Genomic DNA, 16,498 nt, shown 5'->3' on the forward strand with positions numbered 1-16,498 from the left:
GAGGTGGACATGAAGGGCATCATCCTCGCCGGTGGCTCGGGGACGCGGCTGTACCCACTGACGCGCGTGGTCAGCAAGCAGCTGCTGCCCGTGCACGACAAGCCGATGATCTACTACCCGCTGAGCACGCTGATGCTCGCGGGCATCCGGGACGTGCTGGTCATCTCCACGCCGCAGGACCTACCGCGCTTTCAAGAGCTGCTGGGCAGCGGCGAGCAGTGGGGCATGCGCTTCAGCTACGCGGAGCAGCCCAGGCCGGAGGGGCTGGCCCAGGCGTTCGTCATCGGCCGGGAGTTCGTGGGCGGTGACTGCGTGTCATTGGTGCTGGGCGACAACATCTTCTACGGCCACGGCCTGAGCGAGCTGGTGAAGCGCGCGGCGTCGCGTGCCTCGGGCGCGACGGTGTTCGGGTACTACGTGAAGGACCCGGAGCGCTACGGCGTGGTGGAGCTGGACGCCGGGAACCGCGCGGTGAGCCTGGAGGAGAAGCCGCTGAGGCCGAAGTCGAACTACGCCGTCACCGGGCTGTACTTCTACGACAACCAGGTGCTGGACATCGCCGCGGGCCTCAAGCCTAGCAAGCGGGGCGAGTTGGAGATTACCGACGTCAACGCGGAGTACCTGCGACGCGGCCAGCTCGACGTGGAGCTCATGGGGCGCGGCTACGCGTGGCTGGACACCGGCACGCACGAGTCGCTGATGCAGGCGTCGAACTTCATCGAAATCATCGAGCGCCGCCAGGGCCTCAAGGTGGCGTGCCCGGAGGAGATTGCGTTCCGCATGGGGTACATCGGCGCGCAGCAGCTGCTGACGCTGGCCGAGCCCATGCTCAAGAACGACTACGGCCAGTACCTGCGGGCGCTCGCGGAGAACCGGGGAGCCGTTTCATGAAGGTGACGCCGCTGGAGCTTCCGGACGTGCTGCTGCTGGAGCCCAAGGTCTTCGGTGATGACCGCGGCTTCTTCATGGAGATGTTCCACGCGGCGCGGTTCGCGGCCGTGGGCATCCCTGGGCCCTTCGTGCAGGACAACTACTCGCGCTCGGCGAAGGGGACGCTGCGGGGCCTGCACTTCCAGGAGCCACAGGCTCAGGGGAAGCTGGTGCAGGTGCTGGCGGGCGCCGTGTACGACGTCGCGGTGGACGTGCGGCGCGGCTCGCCCACCTTCGGGCAGTGGGTGGCGGTGGAGCTGTCCGCGGACAACCGCCGTCAGCTCTGGATTCCGCCGGGTTTTGCCCACGGCTTCTGTGTGGTGAGTGACTCCGCGGACTTCCACTACAAGTGCACCGCGCTCTACGCGCCGGAGACTGAGCGGAGCGTCGCGTGGGATGACCCAGACCTGGCGATTGCCTGGCCGGTGAGCGAGCCGCTGCTTTCGCCCAAGGACGCCCGGGCCCCGAGACTGCGCGACGCGCCGTTGCTTCCGGAGTACGTGGGCTGAACGGTGCCTGAGCATCCGGTCCCCAGTAGCGCCGGCGCAGGTGGAGATGCTCCCCGAGGCTCGCGCCTGGCCTCGATGGCGGTGGCCAGCGCGCTGTTCATGGAGTTCGTCGACTCCACCGCGCTGTCCACCGCGTTGCCCCGGCTGTCGCAAGCGTTCGACACCGACCCCATCCACCTGAAGCTGGCTCTTACGTCCTACATCCTGGCGCTGGCGGTGCTCGCGCCCGCGAGCGGCTGGGTGGCGGACCGCTTCGGACCCCGTCGCGTCTTCATGTTCGCGATGAGCGTGTTCCTGCTGGGCTCGGTGCTCTGCGGGTTCTCCCAGTCGCTGACCCAGTTGGTCATCTTCCGCACCCTCCAGGGGCTGGGCGGCGCGCTGATGACGCCCGTGGGGCGCATCATCGTGGTGAGCTCGGCGCCGCGAGAGCGCCTGGTGGCCGCCTTGAGCTGGTTCACGATGCCCGCGCTGCTGGGTCCGCTGGTGGGGCCACCGCTGGCGGGCCTCATCCTGGGCGTCGCGGACTGGCCGTGGATTTTCTTCATCAACGTGCCCGTGGGCATCCTGGGCATGCTCGCGGTGGCGCGCTTCGTTCCCCCACTGCGCCAGCCGGACCCGGGGCCCTTCGACACGCGCGGCTTCGTGCTCGCGGCCGTCGCCATCACCACGCTGATTGGCTCGGCGGAGACGGTGGGCATCGGGCTGATGCCGCCGCCGGTGCAGCTGGGGCTCGCGGTGGTCGCGCTCTCGTCGCTGGGGGCCTTCGTGTGGCACGCGCTGCGCGTGGAGCGGCCCGTGCTGAACCTCCGGCTGCTGCGCATCGACACCTTCCGGGCCAGCATGATTGGCGGAACCCTGACGCGCATGGGCCTGGGGGCGTCTCCCTTCCTGCTGCCGCTGCTGCTCCAGGTCGGACTGGGCTGGACACCCGTCGAGGCGGGGTTGGTGATGATTGGCAGCGGAGTGGGCGCGCTCAGCTGCAAGTCGGTGGCGCCCTCCATCATCCGGCGCTTCGGCTTCCGGCAGACGCTCATCTTCGCCAACCTGGCGTCCGCCGTCCTGACCTCGCTGCCGGCCTTCTTCCGGGGCAGCACGCCGATTCCGCTCATCGTCGGCGTGCTCGTCGTCAGTGGTTTCATGCGCTCGTTGCAGTTCACCGCGACCAATACGGTGGCGTATGCGGACATCCCCCCGGAGACGGTGAGCAGCGCGTCCACGGTGTCCGTGGTGACGATGCAGATGGCGCTGGGGCTGGGCATCAGCTTCGGCGGGTTGATGCTGCACCTGGCGCGCGGCGCTGACGAGGCGCCGTTGACGCCAGACCGCTTCGTGCTGCCGTTCATCGCCGTGGGCGTCGTCTCGTCGCTGGCGGGTCTGCTCTACCGCCGGCTGTCGCCCAACGCGGGGGCGCACATCGGGGGCCGCAGGGTGGGGTGAGCCGGGCGGCTCATGTGCCCGAGCGAGGGGGCGATGCTGGCAGATACGTCCGAAGGCTCACCCGTGACGAAGGTCAACCAGGCGGTTGTGCATGGCCACGTCCAGGAATATGTTGAACCAAGTAGTTTAGCAAAGGCCTCTCCGGCCCTTGGAGGGAAGAAAGCCCATGTCCGCTGCGCAGAGCGTCCAGGTTCGCGTTACCCGGCAGTTCAATGCGTCGCCCGAGCGGGTGTTCGACGCCTGGCTCAATCCGGAGATGGTGGGCCAGTGGATGATAGGCGCGTCGGTCCGCGACGAAGAGGTGCTGCGGCTCGCCATCGACGCGCGCGTGGGCGGCAAGTTCTCGTTCTTCGTGCGGCGGGCCGGAGAGGAGCTCGACCACGTGGGCACGTACCTGGAAATCGACCGCCCGCGCCGGCTCGTCTTCACCTGGCACATCGACAAGGAAGAGGAAGCGCTCAGCCGAGTGACGGTGGAAATCTCCCCGCGCGCCACCGGCTGCGAGCTGACGCTGACGCATGAAATGGACGCGAAGTGGGCGGAGTACACGCGTCAGACGGAGCAGGGCTGGGCCACCATGCTTGACGTCCTCATCCGCGTGATGGCGCCAGGGCAGGTGCCGGCCGCACCTTGACCGTTCAGTCGGACACCTCTGGAGGCAGCATCTCCTGGCAGCGCCGGATGCCCCGCTGGGCCTCCACGAGGTGCGGATGGTCGCGCCTCAGGGCGCGGTAGAGCGCGATGGCCGGCTCGCAGTTGCCGTCGTTCTCCAGGGCGCGGGCGCGGACCATGCGCTTCGAGGCGTCCTCCACCTTGCTCGCGAGCGTCGCCAGCTCGGGCTCCACGGCTTCCAGCCCCAGGCTCCGTGCCTGTGCCAGCCGCTTCATCGCGCTGTCCAGCCGGCCCTCGTTGAAGTCATTGTTGATGTCGATGGCCTGTCCCGCCGCGAGCACCTTGAGCTGCCGGGTCGCGACGTCGTCTGGGGGCGCCTCCGCCGCTCCCGTCGCGCCGTGAGGTGACGCGCCCGTGTCCGCGGCGGGCGGGGCCTCGGGAGGCGTGGGCCGCGCGGGGACGTTGACGGGGACCAGGGTTCCAGCCTTCACGTCGTCACCGCTTCCGCCCCGGAAGGCTACGACGCCCACGCCGCCCAGGAGCAGGACGCCCGCGATGCCCAGCCCCAGCACCGCGCCGGACTTCGAGCGCTTCGGCTCCGCGTAGGGAGAGGCCGCGTGCGCTGTCTTGTTGAAGCCCTCCGGCCCCACCCGGAGCCCGGTGCCCGAGACGGGCTGGGTCAGGGGAATGGGCGAGGTGCCCGTCACGGGCGCGGCCTCCGCCGGGGCGGCGCGCACCAGCGTGGCCTCGGAGCCCTCCGCGCCGAAGAGGAGCGTCGCCGGGCGCGCTGGCTCCGGGCCGCCCGCGACGGCGGGGTTGACGCCACTGACGGCGCGGCGGCTGGTCAGCGTGGGCAGCGCGTTGACCAGGTCCGACGCGAAGGCCTCCATGGTGGCGTGGCGCTCCTCGCGGCGCTTCGCGGTGGCCTTCTGGATGACGGCGTCGACGGCCGGGTGCTGGAGGTCCGCCACCGCCTGCGCCAGTCGCGGCATGGGCTGGTGGACCTGCTTCTGCATGATTTCGGAGATGCTGGTGCCGTCGAAGGGCTGCCGGCCGGTGAGCAGCTCGAAGAGGACGATGCCCACCGCGTACACGTCCGCGCGGGCGTCCACGTCCAGGCCCATGGCCTGCTCGGGGGACATGTAGCGCGGCGTGCCGGCCACCGAGCCCTGGAGGGTGAGCCGCGTCGCGCCGTCGGTGATTCGCGCGATGCCGAAGTCCAGCACCTTCACGTGCCAGCCGCGCATGCCCTGCCGGACCATGATGTTCTCCGGCTTGAGGTCGCGGTGGATGACCTGCCGGGCGTGGGCATGGGCGAGCACGTCCGCCACCTGGAGGACGATGTCCACGGCCTCGTCGAGCGCGAGCCGGCCACCCGTGGCGAGCAGGCTCTTGAGGTCATTCCCCTCCACGTACTCCATGGAGATGTAGAGGCTGCCTTCCTCGTCCTGCCCGAAGTCGTGCAGCGTCACCGCGTTGGGGTGGGCCACCCGCGCGTAGCTCTTGGCCTCGTTGAGGAAGCGGCGGGCCACGTCCGGGTCCATGGACAGGCCGCTGTTGAGGAACTTCATCGCCACCTGCTGGCCAATGCCCACCTGTTCGGCCAGGTACACCGAACCCATGCCGCCCTGGCCCAGCCGCCGGAGGATGCGGAAGCGGCCCGCCACGACGCGGCCGAGCATCCTGTCCACGGCCGGCGCCACCGTCAGCAGGTCGGTGCCACCACAGGCCGGACAGGCGCCGTCCCACTTCTCATGTTGGACCTCGCACCGCTGGCAGATGAAGAGCGACATGGTGTCCTCGCAGGGCCGGAGGGGAGGGGGGCCGCCGTCAGCGCGTGGCCGGGGCGTAGCGCTGGAAGAGGAGGCGCTCCAGCTCGCGAGCCCCCGCCTCGGGGGACTTCCGCCAGGCGGAGGCCGCGCGGAGGACGTCCGTGCGCGCATCTTGCGGCAGGTCCGACGTCATCACCGTCAGCGCGCCGTCCAGGTCTCCCGCGCGCTGGAGCGCGGCGGCGCGCCACACGCGGTACTCGGTGCGCTTGGGCTCCGCGGCGGCGGCCTGGGCGAACAGGCGCTGCGCTCCGGCGAAGTCTCCCTCCTGGAGCGCCGCGAGCCCTTCCAGGAAAGGCGCCTGGGCCGCGGCCGTGGCGGACGGCTCCCCCGTGTCGCGCGCCAGGTCGAAGAGCGCGCCGGACTCCCGCAGGCGCGCCGTGGGGAGCGCTTCTCCGGCCAGGGCCCGCTGGTGCACGTCATCGGTGGTGGCCTGGGAGGCCACGCTCAGCCGCGCGGCCATGTCTCCCAGGTCCGTGCCCAGGTAGCCCTCGGACACCAGCGTGCGCAGCGTCTCGCCCGCGGCGCCGGGGCCCACCAGCCGGCCCTCCTCCAGCGCGGCGAAGAAGCCGGCCTTCAGCTCCACGTGCCGGGCCGTCATGTCGGGCGGCACCTTGTTGCGCTTCTTGCGGCGCGCGGCCTTCAGCTTGCGCTCGCACAGGGCCAGCTCGCGCTGGGCCTTGGCCCGGTCCCGGATGTCCGGCGCGCTGCGAACGTAGGCGCGGTAGGCGGCGCAGGCCCCGGGGACGTCCTTCGCCCCCATGCGCGCGCGGGCCAGGCCCAGGTAGGCGGGCAGCAGGGACGGGTTGGCGCGCGTGGCCTGGAGCAACACCGCCGCCGCGTCCTTGTGCTTGCGCTTGTTGTAGAGGCGAGTGCCCTCTGCCAGCAGGGCGTCACCCCGGCCGACGGAGGGCCCCACCAGGGGCTCCGCCAGGCAGAGGCCACACGTCAGCAGCACACAGGCCCACGTCAGGCGCCGCAGGTCAGAACGCATAGCCCAGCCCTCCGCGAATGTTGCTCGTCCCGGCAATCTTCTTCAGCAGCGTGAAGCTGTGCTGGTACGCGACGGAGGCGTACAGGCCCTCGTACACGTAGATGCGCGCGGTGGCCTGTCCGGACGCGTGCAGGTCCAGCGCATAGAGGCCGTCCTTGAAGACGGCCGCGTCCCCCGCGCGCTCCTTCACCAGGAGCCCTCTGCCCTCCAGGCCCGCTTGGAGGGCGAAGGACACGGGCCCGAGCACGTAGCGCAGCTGCGGCTGGAGCGCGCGCAGCGACACCGCTTGCACCTGCGTGTCCAGCGACGAGATGCCGTCCGGCCCCACGCCGCCCACGCCAGGCGGCACGTCGATGCCCAGCGTCCACGTGTCGCCGGTGGAGGCGTAGGTGGCGCCCACCAACATGACGCCGAAGAACTGGCCATAGCGGCCGTATTCGATGCCCACGCCGCGCAGGTTGCGTGAGCCCGGCGCGCGCACGTCCTGGGTGCGCAGCCCCTCCAGCTCCTCCGAGGTGCTCAGCGGCTGGGACGCCAGCGACGTGCCGGTGAGGCGCTGCAGCTCGAACGAGGCCTCCAGGTAGCTCTGCCGCGCCATGGTGGCTTCCTCGCGGCGGCGCATGGCCAGCTTGAAGGACTGCATGGAGGTGGGCGTCAGCGCGTGCTCCAGCGTGTACGTCCCGCCGGGGGCAATCTCCGCCGTCACCTCGTGGGGCTCGTAGCCGTCCAGCGTCAGCGACACCACGCGGGTGCCGGGCTGGATGCCCTGGTCCACCGCGGTGGTCCCCACCGGCTGGCCGTCCACGCGAATCTCCGCGCCCTCCGGCTGCGCCTTCACCACCAGCCGCGCGGGCACCTTCTCCAGCGCGGCGTCCAGCTTCACCTGCTGGCGCGAGCGCATCACCCGCGTCTCTTCCTTCGGGAGGTGCGAGGCCAGCTCGAAGCGGAAGGTGTGCTCTCCGGGCAGCACCTCCGTGGTGAAGGGCGTGGTGCCTACCTTCACGCCGTCCAGGAAGACGGTGGCCCCCGCGGGCGTCGTCTCCGCCACCACCGTGGCGTTGAGCGACAGGAACTTCACCAGCACGCCGGCCAGGGCCTTCTCGAACGCCGGGTTCGCCGTCTCCGCCTGTCCGCGGGCGCCGGTGCCGGGCCGGACGCTGACGGCGCGGAAGCGGTAGCCGGCGTCGTCCTGGCCCACCTGCACCAGCACCACTCGCTCCAGGCCCAGTGACTCCAGGTACGCCTCCAGCGGCTCCCGGCAGCGCGCCTCGCCGGACACGCAGCGCAGGTCTCCGCCCTGGCCCTTCAGGTGCGTGGCCAGGGCGTCCCGGCCGATGAGCTGCCGCGCCTGCACGTCCTGCGGTATCAGCGCGGCAATCCCTGCCTCGGTGCGTTGCAGCAGCGCGTCCTGTCCTGGGTACAGGGCCTGGACGAGCCACAGCGTGTGCGAAGGAGTGGGTGCCTGGGGGCCCGGGGGCATTCCGGGTGCGGCGCCGGCGCTCAGCGCCAGGCTGACACTCAGGAGACAGGAGACAAACATGGCGTCCTCGGGGGAGGGGGCCGCGGCGGAACCGACCGGCGGCCCCCTCCCATGGTGTACGCCAATGAACGCTCTCCTGCCTAGGGGGGTGGCCTGAGAACGGGGGGATTTCTGGGAAAGCCTCTCCCAGGTCGTTTCTGCTCGCCTGCCCTGCGGGCGCATGCAGGGAAGCTGGGGGCTGGAGGTCGCCTGGGGTGTGGGGAATGCGCATCGTTCCCCCGGTCGCAACACCTCCGAGGAGGCGGAATGGTTCTCCCTGGCAAGGGAATGAGCTGGAAGAAGTTCTTTCTGGCGCTGAAGGACGAGTGGACCCGCGATGAGGTGGGGGACGTCGCCGGCGCGCTCACCTTCCGGGTGATCCTGGCGCTGTTCCCGTTCCTGCTGTTCCTGGTGTCGCTGGCGGGCCTCCTCATCGAGCCCGCCCAGGCCCAGGTGCTCATCCAGGAGCTGGCGCGGGTGGCGCCCCAGGAAGTGACGTCCATCCTGAGCGAGCGCATCGAGGCGCTCGCGGACAGCCGGCCGGTGGGGCTGCTGACGGTGGGCGGCGTCGGTGCCGTCTGGGCGGCCTCCGCGGGCGTGGTGGCGCTGATGACGGCGCTCAACAAGGTCTACGGCGTGACGGAGTCGCGTCCCATCTGGAAGCTGCGCGGCGTCGCGCTGCTGGTGACCTTGGGCGGCGCGGCGGTGGCCATCCTCGCGGCGTTCGCGGTCGTCGTCACCCCCGTCATCGCCGGCAAGCTCCCCGGCGGGCTGGGCACCGCGCTCATGTGGCTGCGGCTCCCGGTGGCGGGCCTGATGATGATGTTTCTGTGGGCGGTGCTGTACTTCGTGCTGCCGGACGTGAAGCAGCGGTTCCGCTTCATCACCCCGGGCTCGGTGGTGGGCGTGCTCATCTGGGTGCTGGCGTCGTGGGGCTTCTCCCAGTACGTGGCCAACTTCGGCAGCTATGACGTCAACTACGGCGCCATCGGTGGTGTCATCGTCATGCTGCTGTGGATGTGGATCTCCGCGCAGGTCGTCCTGCTGGGCGCGGAAATCAACGCCATCCTCGAGCACCGCTCCCCGGACGGAAAGGCGCCGGGCCAGAAGGATGCCGCGCAGGGCAAGGCGTTGTCCGCCACCAAGACGGAGCTGGAGGCGGGGGGCGCATCGCTTCCGGGCGCTCCGGGCTTCCAGCCCGCGGTGGATCCGGTGACGGGCCGGCCGCTGGCGAGTCCGCCGTCCCCGCCGCCCAGGCTGCGAGACACGCCGCTCGCGGCGGCCATCAAGTGGACCGTGGGCCTGGGCCTGGGGTTGTTCCTGCTGCGTAAGTCGGCCCCCCGGTAGGCCGACTTTCTCTTCCCAGCGAAGAATGGGCAGTCACGCCCCGCTTCCCTCCGCGCCACCTGCCGCGGAGGGGAGCGGGGCGTTCGCGCGTGACGACGGGTGGCGTTTGACTCGCGGCGCCCTGTCGGTGGGACGGGCTGCTGGGGCAGGGGGCTTGCGGAGCGCCCGCCCCCAGTGCGAGCGTGCGCGCCCCGTTGACTGGACGACAGTGCCTGACGTCGTCCACTGGCAGTCCCCCTCGGACATTCTCCCTCGCACCCTGCTTGCCCCGGCGCACAGATGACGTGCGCCCTGGAGTTCCGATGTCTCAGATTCCCTCCTGGCCCCTGCGTCGCGTCGTGGTGCTCCTCACGGCACAACTCGTCGTCGCGTGTGGCGGCGGCGAGCCGAAGCCTCCCCCTGCCACCGACCTCACGCCGCCCACGACGCGCGCCACGCCCGCGGGAGGGGACTTCACCACCTCCGTGGTGGTGACGCTGGCCTGTGACGACGGCGGCGGCAGTGGCTGCGCGGCCACGTACTACACGGTGGATGGCACCACGCCGGGCACCGGCTCCACGCAGTACCGCGAGCCCTTCACGCTGGGGAGCACCACCACGGTGCGCTTCTACTCGCTGGACGCGGCGGGCAACGCGGAGGCGCCAGGGGCGGCGACATACACGCTGGTGGGCGGGGCGGACACGGAGCCGCCCAGCACGGTGGCCAGCCCGGCGGGCGGCGCGTTCAACAGTCCCCGGAGCGTGACGCTGACGTGTGACGACGGCGAGGGCAGCGGCTGCGAGGCCACGCACTACACGCTGGATGGCAGCGTGCCCACGCAGGCCGCGCCGCGCTACACGGCGCCCCTGGCCATCACCACGTCCGTCACGCTGCGTTTCCTCTCCGTGGACCGGGTGGGCAACCTGGAGGCGGCGCAGCAGGCCCGCTACGTCGTGGACACGCAGGCGCCCCAGGTCGCCGCGACGCCCACGGGCGGCAGCTTCACCACGTCGCGGGCCGTCACGCTGACGTGCGACGACGGCGAGGGCAGCGGCTGCGCCGCGATTCACTACACCACCAACGGCAGCCTCCCCTCGCTGGAGTCCCCCGTCTACGCGGAGCCGCTGCTGCTGACGGCCACCACCCGCGTGCGGTTCCTCGCGGTGGACTGGGTGGGCAACACCTCCGACGTGGCGTCGGAGCAGTACACGCGAGACACCTCCGTGGAGGACCGCACCGCGCCCACGACGACGGCCTCTCCCGCGGGCGGTGACTTCTGGAGCCCGCTGTCCGTCGTCCTGTCCTGCACGGACGACGCCGAGGGAAGTGGCTGCGCGGGCACGTACTACACAGTCGACGGCAGCGCGCCGACGACGTCCAGCACCCGCTACGCGGGCCCCATCTCCGTGGCGGCCACCACCACGCTGCGCTTCTTCTCCCTGGACCTCGTGGGCAATGTCGAGCTGGCGAAGACCGAGCAGTACACGATGGACACGACGCCTCCAACGACGACCGCCACGCCCGTGGGCGGCGTCTACCAGGACGCCGTCACCGTGACGCTGGCGTGCAGTGACAGCGGCTCGGGCTGCGCCCAGACGCGCTACACGCTGGATGGCTCCGCGCCGGGCGCGGGCTCGCCGCTGTACACGGGGCCCCTCACGCTCACGCGCAGCCTGATGGTGCGCTTCGCCTCCACGGATGTGGCGGGCAACGTGGAGCAGGCCAAGCAGGAGTCCTACGTCCTGCCCGACCTGGACCGGCAGGCGTCCGACCAGATTCAAGCGGTGCGCGACGCGCCGAGCGGCCCGGTGAACCTCGTCATCAGCGGCGCCTCGATTACCTATCTCAAGCCTGGCGTGGGCAACCTGACGAACGACCCGGCGGGCTTCTTCCTCCAGGCGGAGCGGGCCGGTCCGGCCCTCTTCGTGCCGGTGGACCCGTCGACGTTGTCTCCGGTGCCGCAAGTGGGGGACCGTGTGCGCGTCACGGTGAACGGGAAGAGCGTCGTCAATGGCCAGACGCGCGCGACCCTCTCCAGCTTCAGCGTGCTCGGCAGTGGCACGCCGGTGACGGAGCTCGTCCAGGACGTGAGCGAGGTGGACGTCACCATCGGCGGGACGCTGCCCGCCTACGAGTCCGAGTACATCTCCATCACCGGCACCATCGGCTCGCCTGGGTTCTCCGCCGCTGGGCCGGGGCATCTCCAGGCGCCCTTCACGACGGTGGGGGTGCCCGCGGGTTCGTCGTCCGCGTCCGTGCTGCGGCTGCGGCTGGTGGAGCCCCTCCGTGACAGCCTGTTCCTCACGTCGGGCTGCACGCTGACGGTGACGTCGCCGCTGTGGGTGTTCATGAACGGGGTGCAGACGCGGCCCACCATCCAGCCGTCCGTGTGGACGGCGAGCGATGTCTCGGGGCTCGTGTGCCCCGCGCCCCGCGTCATCAACGCGTGGGCCACGGGCCGCGACACGGTGATGGTGCGGTTCGGCCGGCCGCTCGACCCGACATCGCTGCTGGCCAACGGCAGTCAGTTCTCCGTCCCGGGGCTGAATGTCACGCAGGCCCGGATGGAGGACGACACCGTGGTCGCGCTGACCACCGGCGACCAGACGCCCCGCCAGCCGTACACAATCACCGTGGCGACCACGATTCGGGACATGCGCGGCCTCTTCCTCGATCCGGCGGCCACCCAGACGAGCTTCCCTGGCTACATGCTGGCGGCCCGGCTGCGCCTGAGCGAGGTGGCGCCCAACGTCCCCAATGGCAGGGACCTGGTGGAGCTCATCGTCCGGGAGGGTGGCTCCACCGCTGGCGCCACGCTGATGGATGGCAACTCGACGCTGGCGACGTTGCCGGACGTACAGGTCGCGGCGGGGGACATCATCGTGGTCCACCTCAACCCGGACCGGGTGACGCCGGGGACGGACGCGCCGGCCGCCGAGACGCTCAGCAAGACGCAGTATCCCGCGTCGAGCTACAGCTCGAACTTCGACAACGCCTGGGACTTCCAGGGCGGAACGTTTGGCGTGGGGACCGGCAACCGGACCCTGCGCATCCGGGATGCCTTCGACGTCACCCAGGACGGCGTGGCGGTCGTCGTGACGGGCAACACCTTCGCGGGCTACCCGGCGCTGCTCCAGGCGCTTCAGGGCGAAGGGCAGTGGTCTCCGGCAAACTGCGGCGGCGTGCCGTGTACGTATGAATCCATCCCTTCGGCCATGGATGTCTCGTTCGCCTGGGAGGATGCGTTCATCTACCCGGGCCGCGATTACACGCTTCAGCGCAATGGCAACATGGACAACGGCACACGGGGCGACTGGCGGATCGACTTCGCCACGCTTGGCGCGCCCAACCCCAATTAAGCGCCGCGAAGCGGACTGAAACGCCAATCGCCGCCTCGTCCCGGGAGCGCATCCCCGGGCCGGGCGGCGATTCGTGGTTCCGCCTGTGTCTGACGGCCTACCGGCGGCGCGCGGCGACGTCGGAGTGCTTCTCCACGAACTCCGAGTAGGGCCCGTTGAAGTCGAGCACCTCCTGGCCCGCCTGGAGCGACCAGATGCGGGTGGCCACCTCGGAGATGAGCTCCTGGTCGTGCGTGACGACGATGACGGTGCCCTCGTACTTCTGGAGCCCTTCGGCCAGCGCGGCGATGGACTCCAGGTCCAGGTGGTTGGTGGGCTCGTCGAGCACCAGCACGTTGTCCTGCATGATCATCAGCTTGGACAGGAGCAGCCGCACCGTCTCACCACCGGAGAGGGTGTCGGTGTTCTTCATCCGCTCTTCACCGGAGAAGAGCATCCGGCCCAGCACGCCGGAGATCTCCTCGTTGGTGAGCTTGTCGTGCAAATCTCGCAGCCAGCCGAAGCAGGTGGTGCCCTTGCGCACGACGCCGTGGTGGTCCTGCGGCAGGTAGCCCACGGTGGCCTGGTGGCCCCAGCCAATCTTCCCGCCATCCGGCTCCAACTGGCCGGCGATCATCTTCACCAGCGTGGACTTGCCCACGCCGTTGCGGCCGATGACGCAGACCTTCTCACCCTTGCAGACCAGGCCGTTGAAGGGCTTGATGACCTCCTGGCCGTCGAAGGACTTGTGGATGCCTTCAACCATCAGCGTCTGCTTGCCGCTGACCACCTTCTGGTCGAAGCGGATGAACGGGCGCGCGATGTTGGAGCGCTTGAGGTCGTCCGACTTCAGCTTGTCGATCTGCTTGATGCGGCTCTGCACCTGCGAGGCGCGGGTGCCGGCGTGGAAGCGCGCGACGAAGTCCTGGAGCTGGGCAATCTTCTTCTTCTTCTCCGCCGTCTCGGACTCGACGCGGGTGCGCACCTGCGCCTTCTGCCGGACCATGTCGTCATACCCGCCCGGGTAGTTGATGATGGCCTCGTAGTCGATGTCCGCGATGTGCGTGCAGATGGCGTTGAGGAAGTGCCGGTCGTGGCTGATGGTGATGAGCACGCCCTCGTAGTCGTGGAGGAAGCTCTCCAGCCAGCGGATGGAGTCGATGTCGAGGTTGTTCGTGGGCTCGTCGAGCAGCAGGCCCTCCGGCTTGCCGAACAGCGCCTGCGCGAGCAGCACGCGGAGCTTGAGGCCGCCGGTGAGCTGCTTCATGGGCTCTTCGTGGAAGGCCTGGTCGATGCCAAGGCCCGCCAGCAGGGTGGCCGCGTCGCTCTCCGCCGAGTAGCCGTCCTCCTCGGCGATGACGCCCTCCAGGTCCCCCAGCCGGTTGCCGTCCTCCTCGGTGATGTCGGACTTGGCCAGCAGCTCGTTCTTCTCGGTCATGGCCGCCCACAGGGCATGGTTGCCCATGAGCACCACGTCGAGGACGCGGTTGTCCTCGTAGCGGAAGTGGTCCTGACGGAGGATGCCCAGCTTGCGAGGCCGGACGATGTTGCCCATGTCCGCTTCCTCGTCCCCGGCGAGGATCTTCATGAACGTGGACTTCCCGGCGCCGTTCGGGCCGGTCAGGCCGTAGCGACGGCCCGGCGAGAACGTGACGTTGACGTCCTCGAAAAGCTTCTTGGGCCCGTAGGCCTTGGAGACGTTGATGACGTTGAACATGGCGGCGGCGTTGTAGCGGAAATGGTGCGGTGGGCCAAAGCGGTGAGGTGTTTCGCGTTCTGCAGGTGACCGCGAGGACTCCCTGTAACCGCTGGGGAGGCGGGAGAATGCCGGGCGGCCGGCGGCGTTCCGCCTCGGACGGAATGCCAGGAGGCCTGTACGGTTGTCCAGGAGGGGAGCGGGCGGGGCAGATGGATGCGGTGCCTGCCGGGCGTGACGGGTATAAGGGCCGGCCCATGGCCGTTCGCTTCGAGCTCCTCACCACCGACCCCACGGGCGCCCGTGCAGGCCTCCTGCACACCCGCCGGGGTTCCTTCAAGACCCCCATGTTCATGCCGGTGGCCACCCACGCGGGCTTCCGGCACCTGGCCATGGAGGAGGTGAAGGAGGCGGGCGCCAGCATCCTGCTGGCCAACACCTACCACCTGATGCTCCGGCCCGGCGCCGAGGTCTTCCAGCGCTTCGGTGGCATCCACCCCTTCATGCAGTGGGACGGGGGCGTGCTCACCGATTCGGGCGGCTTCCAAATCTTCTCCCTGCCGGAGGACCGGCTCATCACGGAGAAGGGCGCCCACTTCCGCAGCTTCTACGACAACAGCCGGCAGCTCCTCAGCCCCGAGTCGAGCATCGCCATGCAGCAGGCCATCAACTCGGAAATCATGATGGTGCTGGACGTGTGCATCGACTCGCGGACCGACGAGGCGGGCACGCGCGAGGCCATGGAGCGCACCCACCGCTGGGCGGTGCGCAGCCTGGAGGCGAAGGCGGCGCGGGACACCGGGCAGGCGATGTTCGGCATCGTCCAGGGCGGCGTCTTCCCGCACCTGCGTGACGAGAGCGCGGCCTTCCTGACGAAGCTCCCCTTCGACGGCTTCGCCATTGGCGGCCTGGCCGTGGGCGAGACGAAGGTGGAGCGCGAGTCCATGACGTTGCGCGCCGCCGCGTCCCTGCCCGCCGACAAGCCGCGCTACCTGATGGGCGTGGGCACGCCCACGGACCTGGTGGAGGCCGTGCTGCGCGGCGTGGACATGTTCGACTGCATCATCCCCACGAAGATGGCGCAGCAGGGGTATGCGTACACGTTCAGCGGGCTCGTCCGTGTCTCCCGCAGCGTGTTCCGCCTCTCCGACGAGCCGCTGGACGCGGAGTGCGACTGCTACGTGTGCAAGCGCTACACGCGCGGCTACCTGCAGCACCTGATGCGGGGCAAGCACCACCTGGGCTCGCGCTTCCTGTCCGTGCACAACGTCCGGCACTACCAGAAGCTGATGGGCCGCATCCGCGAGGGCATCCTGGGAGGCACGTACGCGCAGGTGTACCGCGAGCTGAAGGCGGCCATCGCCACGCCCAAGGACTTGAAGGACGAGGCCAACGCGCGCGAGGTGACGTTGAAGGAGGTCGGGTGAGCACCGCGCCCGACGCCAACCCGCGCGACGGCGACTTCGAGCTCATCACCCTGCGCAATGGCGCTCGCGCCGTGCGGCACCTGGGCCATGGCGAGGTGATGCACCCCGCCGTGGGGCCGTGGCAGGAGGCGCTGCGCCTCTATGTGGAGCAGGCGCGGCTGGCGGACCGGCTGCGCCAGCCCGGCCCTCCGCTGGTGATTCATGACGTGGGGCTGGGCGCCGCCACCAACGCGGTGGCCGCGCTCACCTGTGCCAGGAGCCTGGGCGTGGAGCAGCGCCGGCTGTTGGAGGTGGTCAGCTTCGAGGTGGACCTGGCGCCGCTGCGGTTGGCGCTGGCGGACGCGGCGGGCTTTCCCTTCCTCCAGCCGTTTCGCGAGGCTGCGGAGACGCTGATGCGCGACGGGGTGTGGGAGGCGGAGGGCCTCCGCTGGCGGCTGCTGCTGGGGGACGCGGTGCCGCACCTGGACGGCGCGCTGCCCGTGGCCGACCTCGTCTACTTCGACCCGTTCTCCCCGGCGTCCAATCCGGACATGTGGACCGAGGCGGTGCTGGCCCGCGTGCGCCGGCACTGCCGCGAGGACGGGGAGGGGACGTTGCTGCTCACGTACAGCGCGGCCACGCCCACGCGGGTGACGCTGCTGCTGGCCGGGTTCTTCGTGGGCGCGGGCGTGTCGACGGGGACGAAGGGCGAGACGACGGTGGGCGCCACGCGGCGTGAGTCGCTGGCGGCGCCGCTGGGTGAGCGGTGGCTGGCGCGATGGAAGCGCTCGTCCTCCCGGGCGCCTCATGGCGGGCAGCTCACGCCCGACCTCGAGGCGCGCGTGCTGGCGCACCCGCAGTGGCGGTCCGCCTCCGAGTGACGGAAGACATCCGCCGCGGTC

Annotated in this window: 12 protein-coding genes; 8 read left to right on the plus strand and 4 right to left on the minus strand. The window is 70.2% G+C overall.

The window, feature by feature from the left end; all coding sequences use genetic code 11:
* Positions 1-9 precede the first annotated feature (9 nt).
* From rfbA to HV826_RS14025, 4 genes are all read left to right on the plus strand, one after another.
* On the plus strand, positions 10-891 hold the full coding sequence (gene rfbA, locus HV826_RS14010) for a glucose-1-phosphate thymidylyltransferase RfbA (RefSeq protein ID WP_176417513.1): 882 nt from the start codon (positions 10-12) through the stop codon (positions 889-891).
* Entirely contained in the window at positions 888-1,439 is a 552-nt protein-coding gene (gene rfbC, locus HV826_RS14015) for a dTDP-4-dehydrorhamnose 3,5-epimerase (protein WP_176417514.1), read from the plus strand. The genes rfbA and rfbC overlap by 4 nt, the downstream gene beginning before the upstream one ends.
* Before the next feature lie 81 nt (positions 1,440-1,520).
* Complete coding sequence (locus HV826_RS14020) at positions 1,521-2,876, plus strand: MFS transporter (RefSeq protein WP_368670919.1); 1,356 nt, start codon at positions 1,521-1,523, stop codon at positions 2,874-2,876.
* Between the two features lie 166 nt (positions 2,877-3,042).
* Positions 3,043-3,510 (plus strand): SRPBCC domain-containing protein, encoded by a 468-nt coding sequence (locus tag HV826_RS14025; RefSeq protein WP_176417516.1) that lies wholly within the window; start codon positions 3,043-3,045, stop codon positions 3,508-3,510.
* A gap of 4 nt (positions 3,511-3,514) precedes the next feature.
* Here the strand turns inward: HV826_RS14025 and HV826_RS14030 are convergent, their stop codons facing one another.
* Genes HV826_RS14030 through HV826_RS14040 form a run of 3 tightly spaced genes read right to left on the minus strand, consistent with a single transcriptional unit; the run spans position 3,515 to position 7,851 of the window.
* A complete protein-coding gene (locus HV826_RS14030) occupies positions 3,515-5,281 on the minus strand; it encodes a serine/threonine-protein kinase (protein ID WP_176417517.1) in 1,767 nt (588 codons plus the stop codon).
* 37 nt (positions 5,282-5,318) lie between these two features.
* Positions 5,319-6,311 (minus strand): tetratricopeptide repeat protein, encoded by a 993-nt coding sequence (locus tag HV826_RS14035; RefSeq protein WP_176417518.1) that lies wholly within the window; start codon positions 6,309-6,311, stop codon positions 5,319-5,321.
* The gene (locus HV826_RS14040; protein ID WP_255217212.1) at positions 6,301-7,851 is read right to left on the minus strand and encodes a PEGA domain-containing protein; all 1,551 of its coding nucleotides are present in this window, start codon (positions 7,849-7,851) and stop codon (positions 6,301-6,303) included. Before HV826_RS14040 ends, HV826_RS14035 begins: the two co-directional genes overlap by 11 nt.
* A 246-nt stretch (positions 7,852-8,097) precedes the next feature.
* On the opposite strand from HV826_RS14040, the gene HV826_RS14045 reads away from it, so the two are divergent.
* Positions 8,098-9,177 (plus strand): YihY/virulence factor BrkB family protein, encoded by a 1,080-nt coding sequence (locus HV826_RS14045; protein WP_176417520.1) that lies wholly within the window; start codon positions 8,098-8,100, stop codon positions 9,175-9,177.
* Positions 9,178-9,479: 302 nt separating this feature from the next.
* Entirely contained in the window at positions 9,480-12,515 is a 3,036-nt protein-coding gene (locus HV826_RS14050) for a chitobiase/beta-hexosaminidase C-terminal domain-containing protein (RefSeq protein WP_176417521.1), read from the plus strand.
* Positions 12,516-12,612: 97 nt separating this feature from the next.
* Here the strand turns inward: HV826_RS14050 and HV826_RS14055 are convergent, their stop codons facing one another.
* Entirely contained in the window at positions 12,613-14,211 is a 1,599-nt protein-coding gene (locus HV826_RS14055; protein ID WP_176417522.1) for an ABC-F family ATP-binding cassette domain-containing protein, read from the minus strand.
* Positions 14,212-14,447: 236 nt separating this feature from the next.
* On the opposite strand from HV826_RS14055, the gene tgt reads away from it, so the two are divergent.
* On the plus strand, positions 14,448-15,617 hold the full coding sequence (tgt, locus tag HV826_RS14060; RefSeq protein ID WP_176417523.1) for a tRNA guanosine(34) transglycosylase Tgt: 1,170 nt from the start codon (positions 14,448-14,450) through the stop codon (positions 15,615-15,617).
* Positions 15,614-16,477, plus strand: a complete 864-nt coding sequence (locus HV826_RS14065; RefSeq protein ID WP_176417524.1) for an MnmC family methyltransferase — start codon at positions 15,614-15,616, stop codon at positions 16,475-16,477. Before tgt ends, HV826_RS14065 begins: the two co-directional genes overlap by 4 nt.
* Positions 16,478-16,498: the final 21 nt, after the last annotated feature.

It is taken from the genome of Myxococcus sp. AM010, assembly GCF_013372585.1.
GTDB lineage: Bacteria > Myxococcota > Myxococcia > Myxococcales > Myxococcaceae > Myxococcus > Myxococcus vastator.

What these genes read in the sequence shown, in the direction of transcription:
- rfbA (WP_176417513.1), top strand. Translation starts at nt 10, where the DNA reads ATGAAGGGCATCATCCTCGCCGGTGGCTCGGGGACGCGGCTGTACCCA.
- rfbC (WP_176417514.1), top strand. Translation starts at nt 888, where the DNA reads ATGAAGGTGACGCCGCTGGAGCTTCCGGACGTGCTGCTGCTGGAGCCC.
- HV826_RS14025 (WP_176417516.1), top strand. Translation starts at nt 3,043, where the DNA reads ATGTCCGCTGCGCAGAGCGTCCAGGTTCGCGTTACCCGGCAGTTCAAT.
- HV826_RS14030 (WP_176417517.1), bottom strand. Translation starts at nt 5,281, where the DNA reads ATGTCGCTCTTCATCTGCCAGCGGTGCGAGGTCCAACATGAGAAGTGG.
- HV826_RS14035 (WP_176417518.1), bottom strand. Translation starts at nt 6,311, where the DNA reads ATGCGTTCTGACCTGCGGCGCCTGACGTGGGCCTGTGTGCTGCTGACG.
- HV826_RS14040 (WP_255217212.1), bottom strand. Translation starts at nt 7,851, where the DNA reads ATGTTTGTCTCCTGTCTCCTGAGTGTCAGCCTGGCGCTGAGCGCCGGC.
- HV826_RS14045 (WP_176417520.1), top strand. Translation starts at nt 8,098, where the DNA reads ATGGTTCTCCCTGGCAAGGGAATGAGCTGGAAGAAGTTCTTTCTGGCG.
- HV826_RS14050 (WP_176417521.1), top strand. Translation starts at nt 9,480, where the DNA reads ATGTCTCAGATTCCCTCCTGGCCCCTGCGTCGCGTCGTGGTGCTCCTC.
- HV826_RS14055 (WP_176417522.1), bottom strand. Translation starts at nt 14,211, where the DNA reads ATGTTCAACGTCATCAACGTCTCCAAGGCCTACGGGCCCAAGAAGCTT.
- tgt (WP_176417523.1), top strand. Translation starts at nt 14,448, where the DNA reads ATGGCCGTTCGCTTCGAGCTCCTCACCACCGACCCCACGGGCGCCCGT.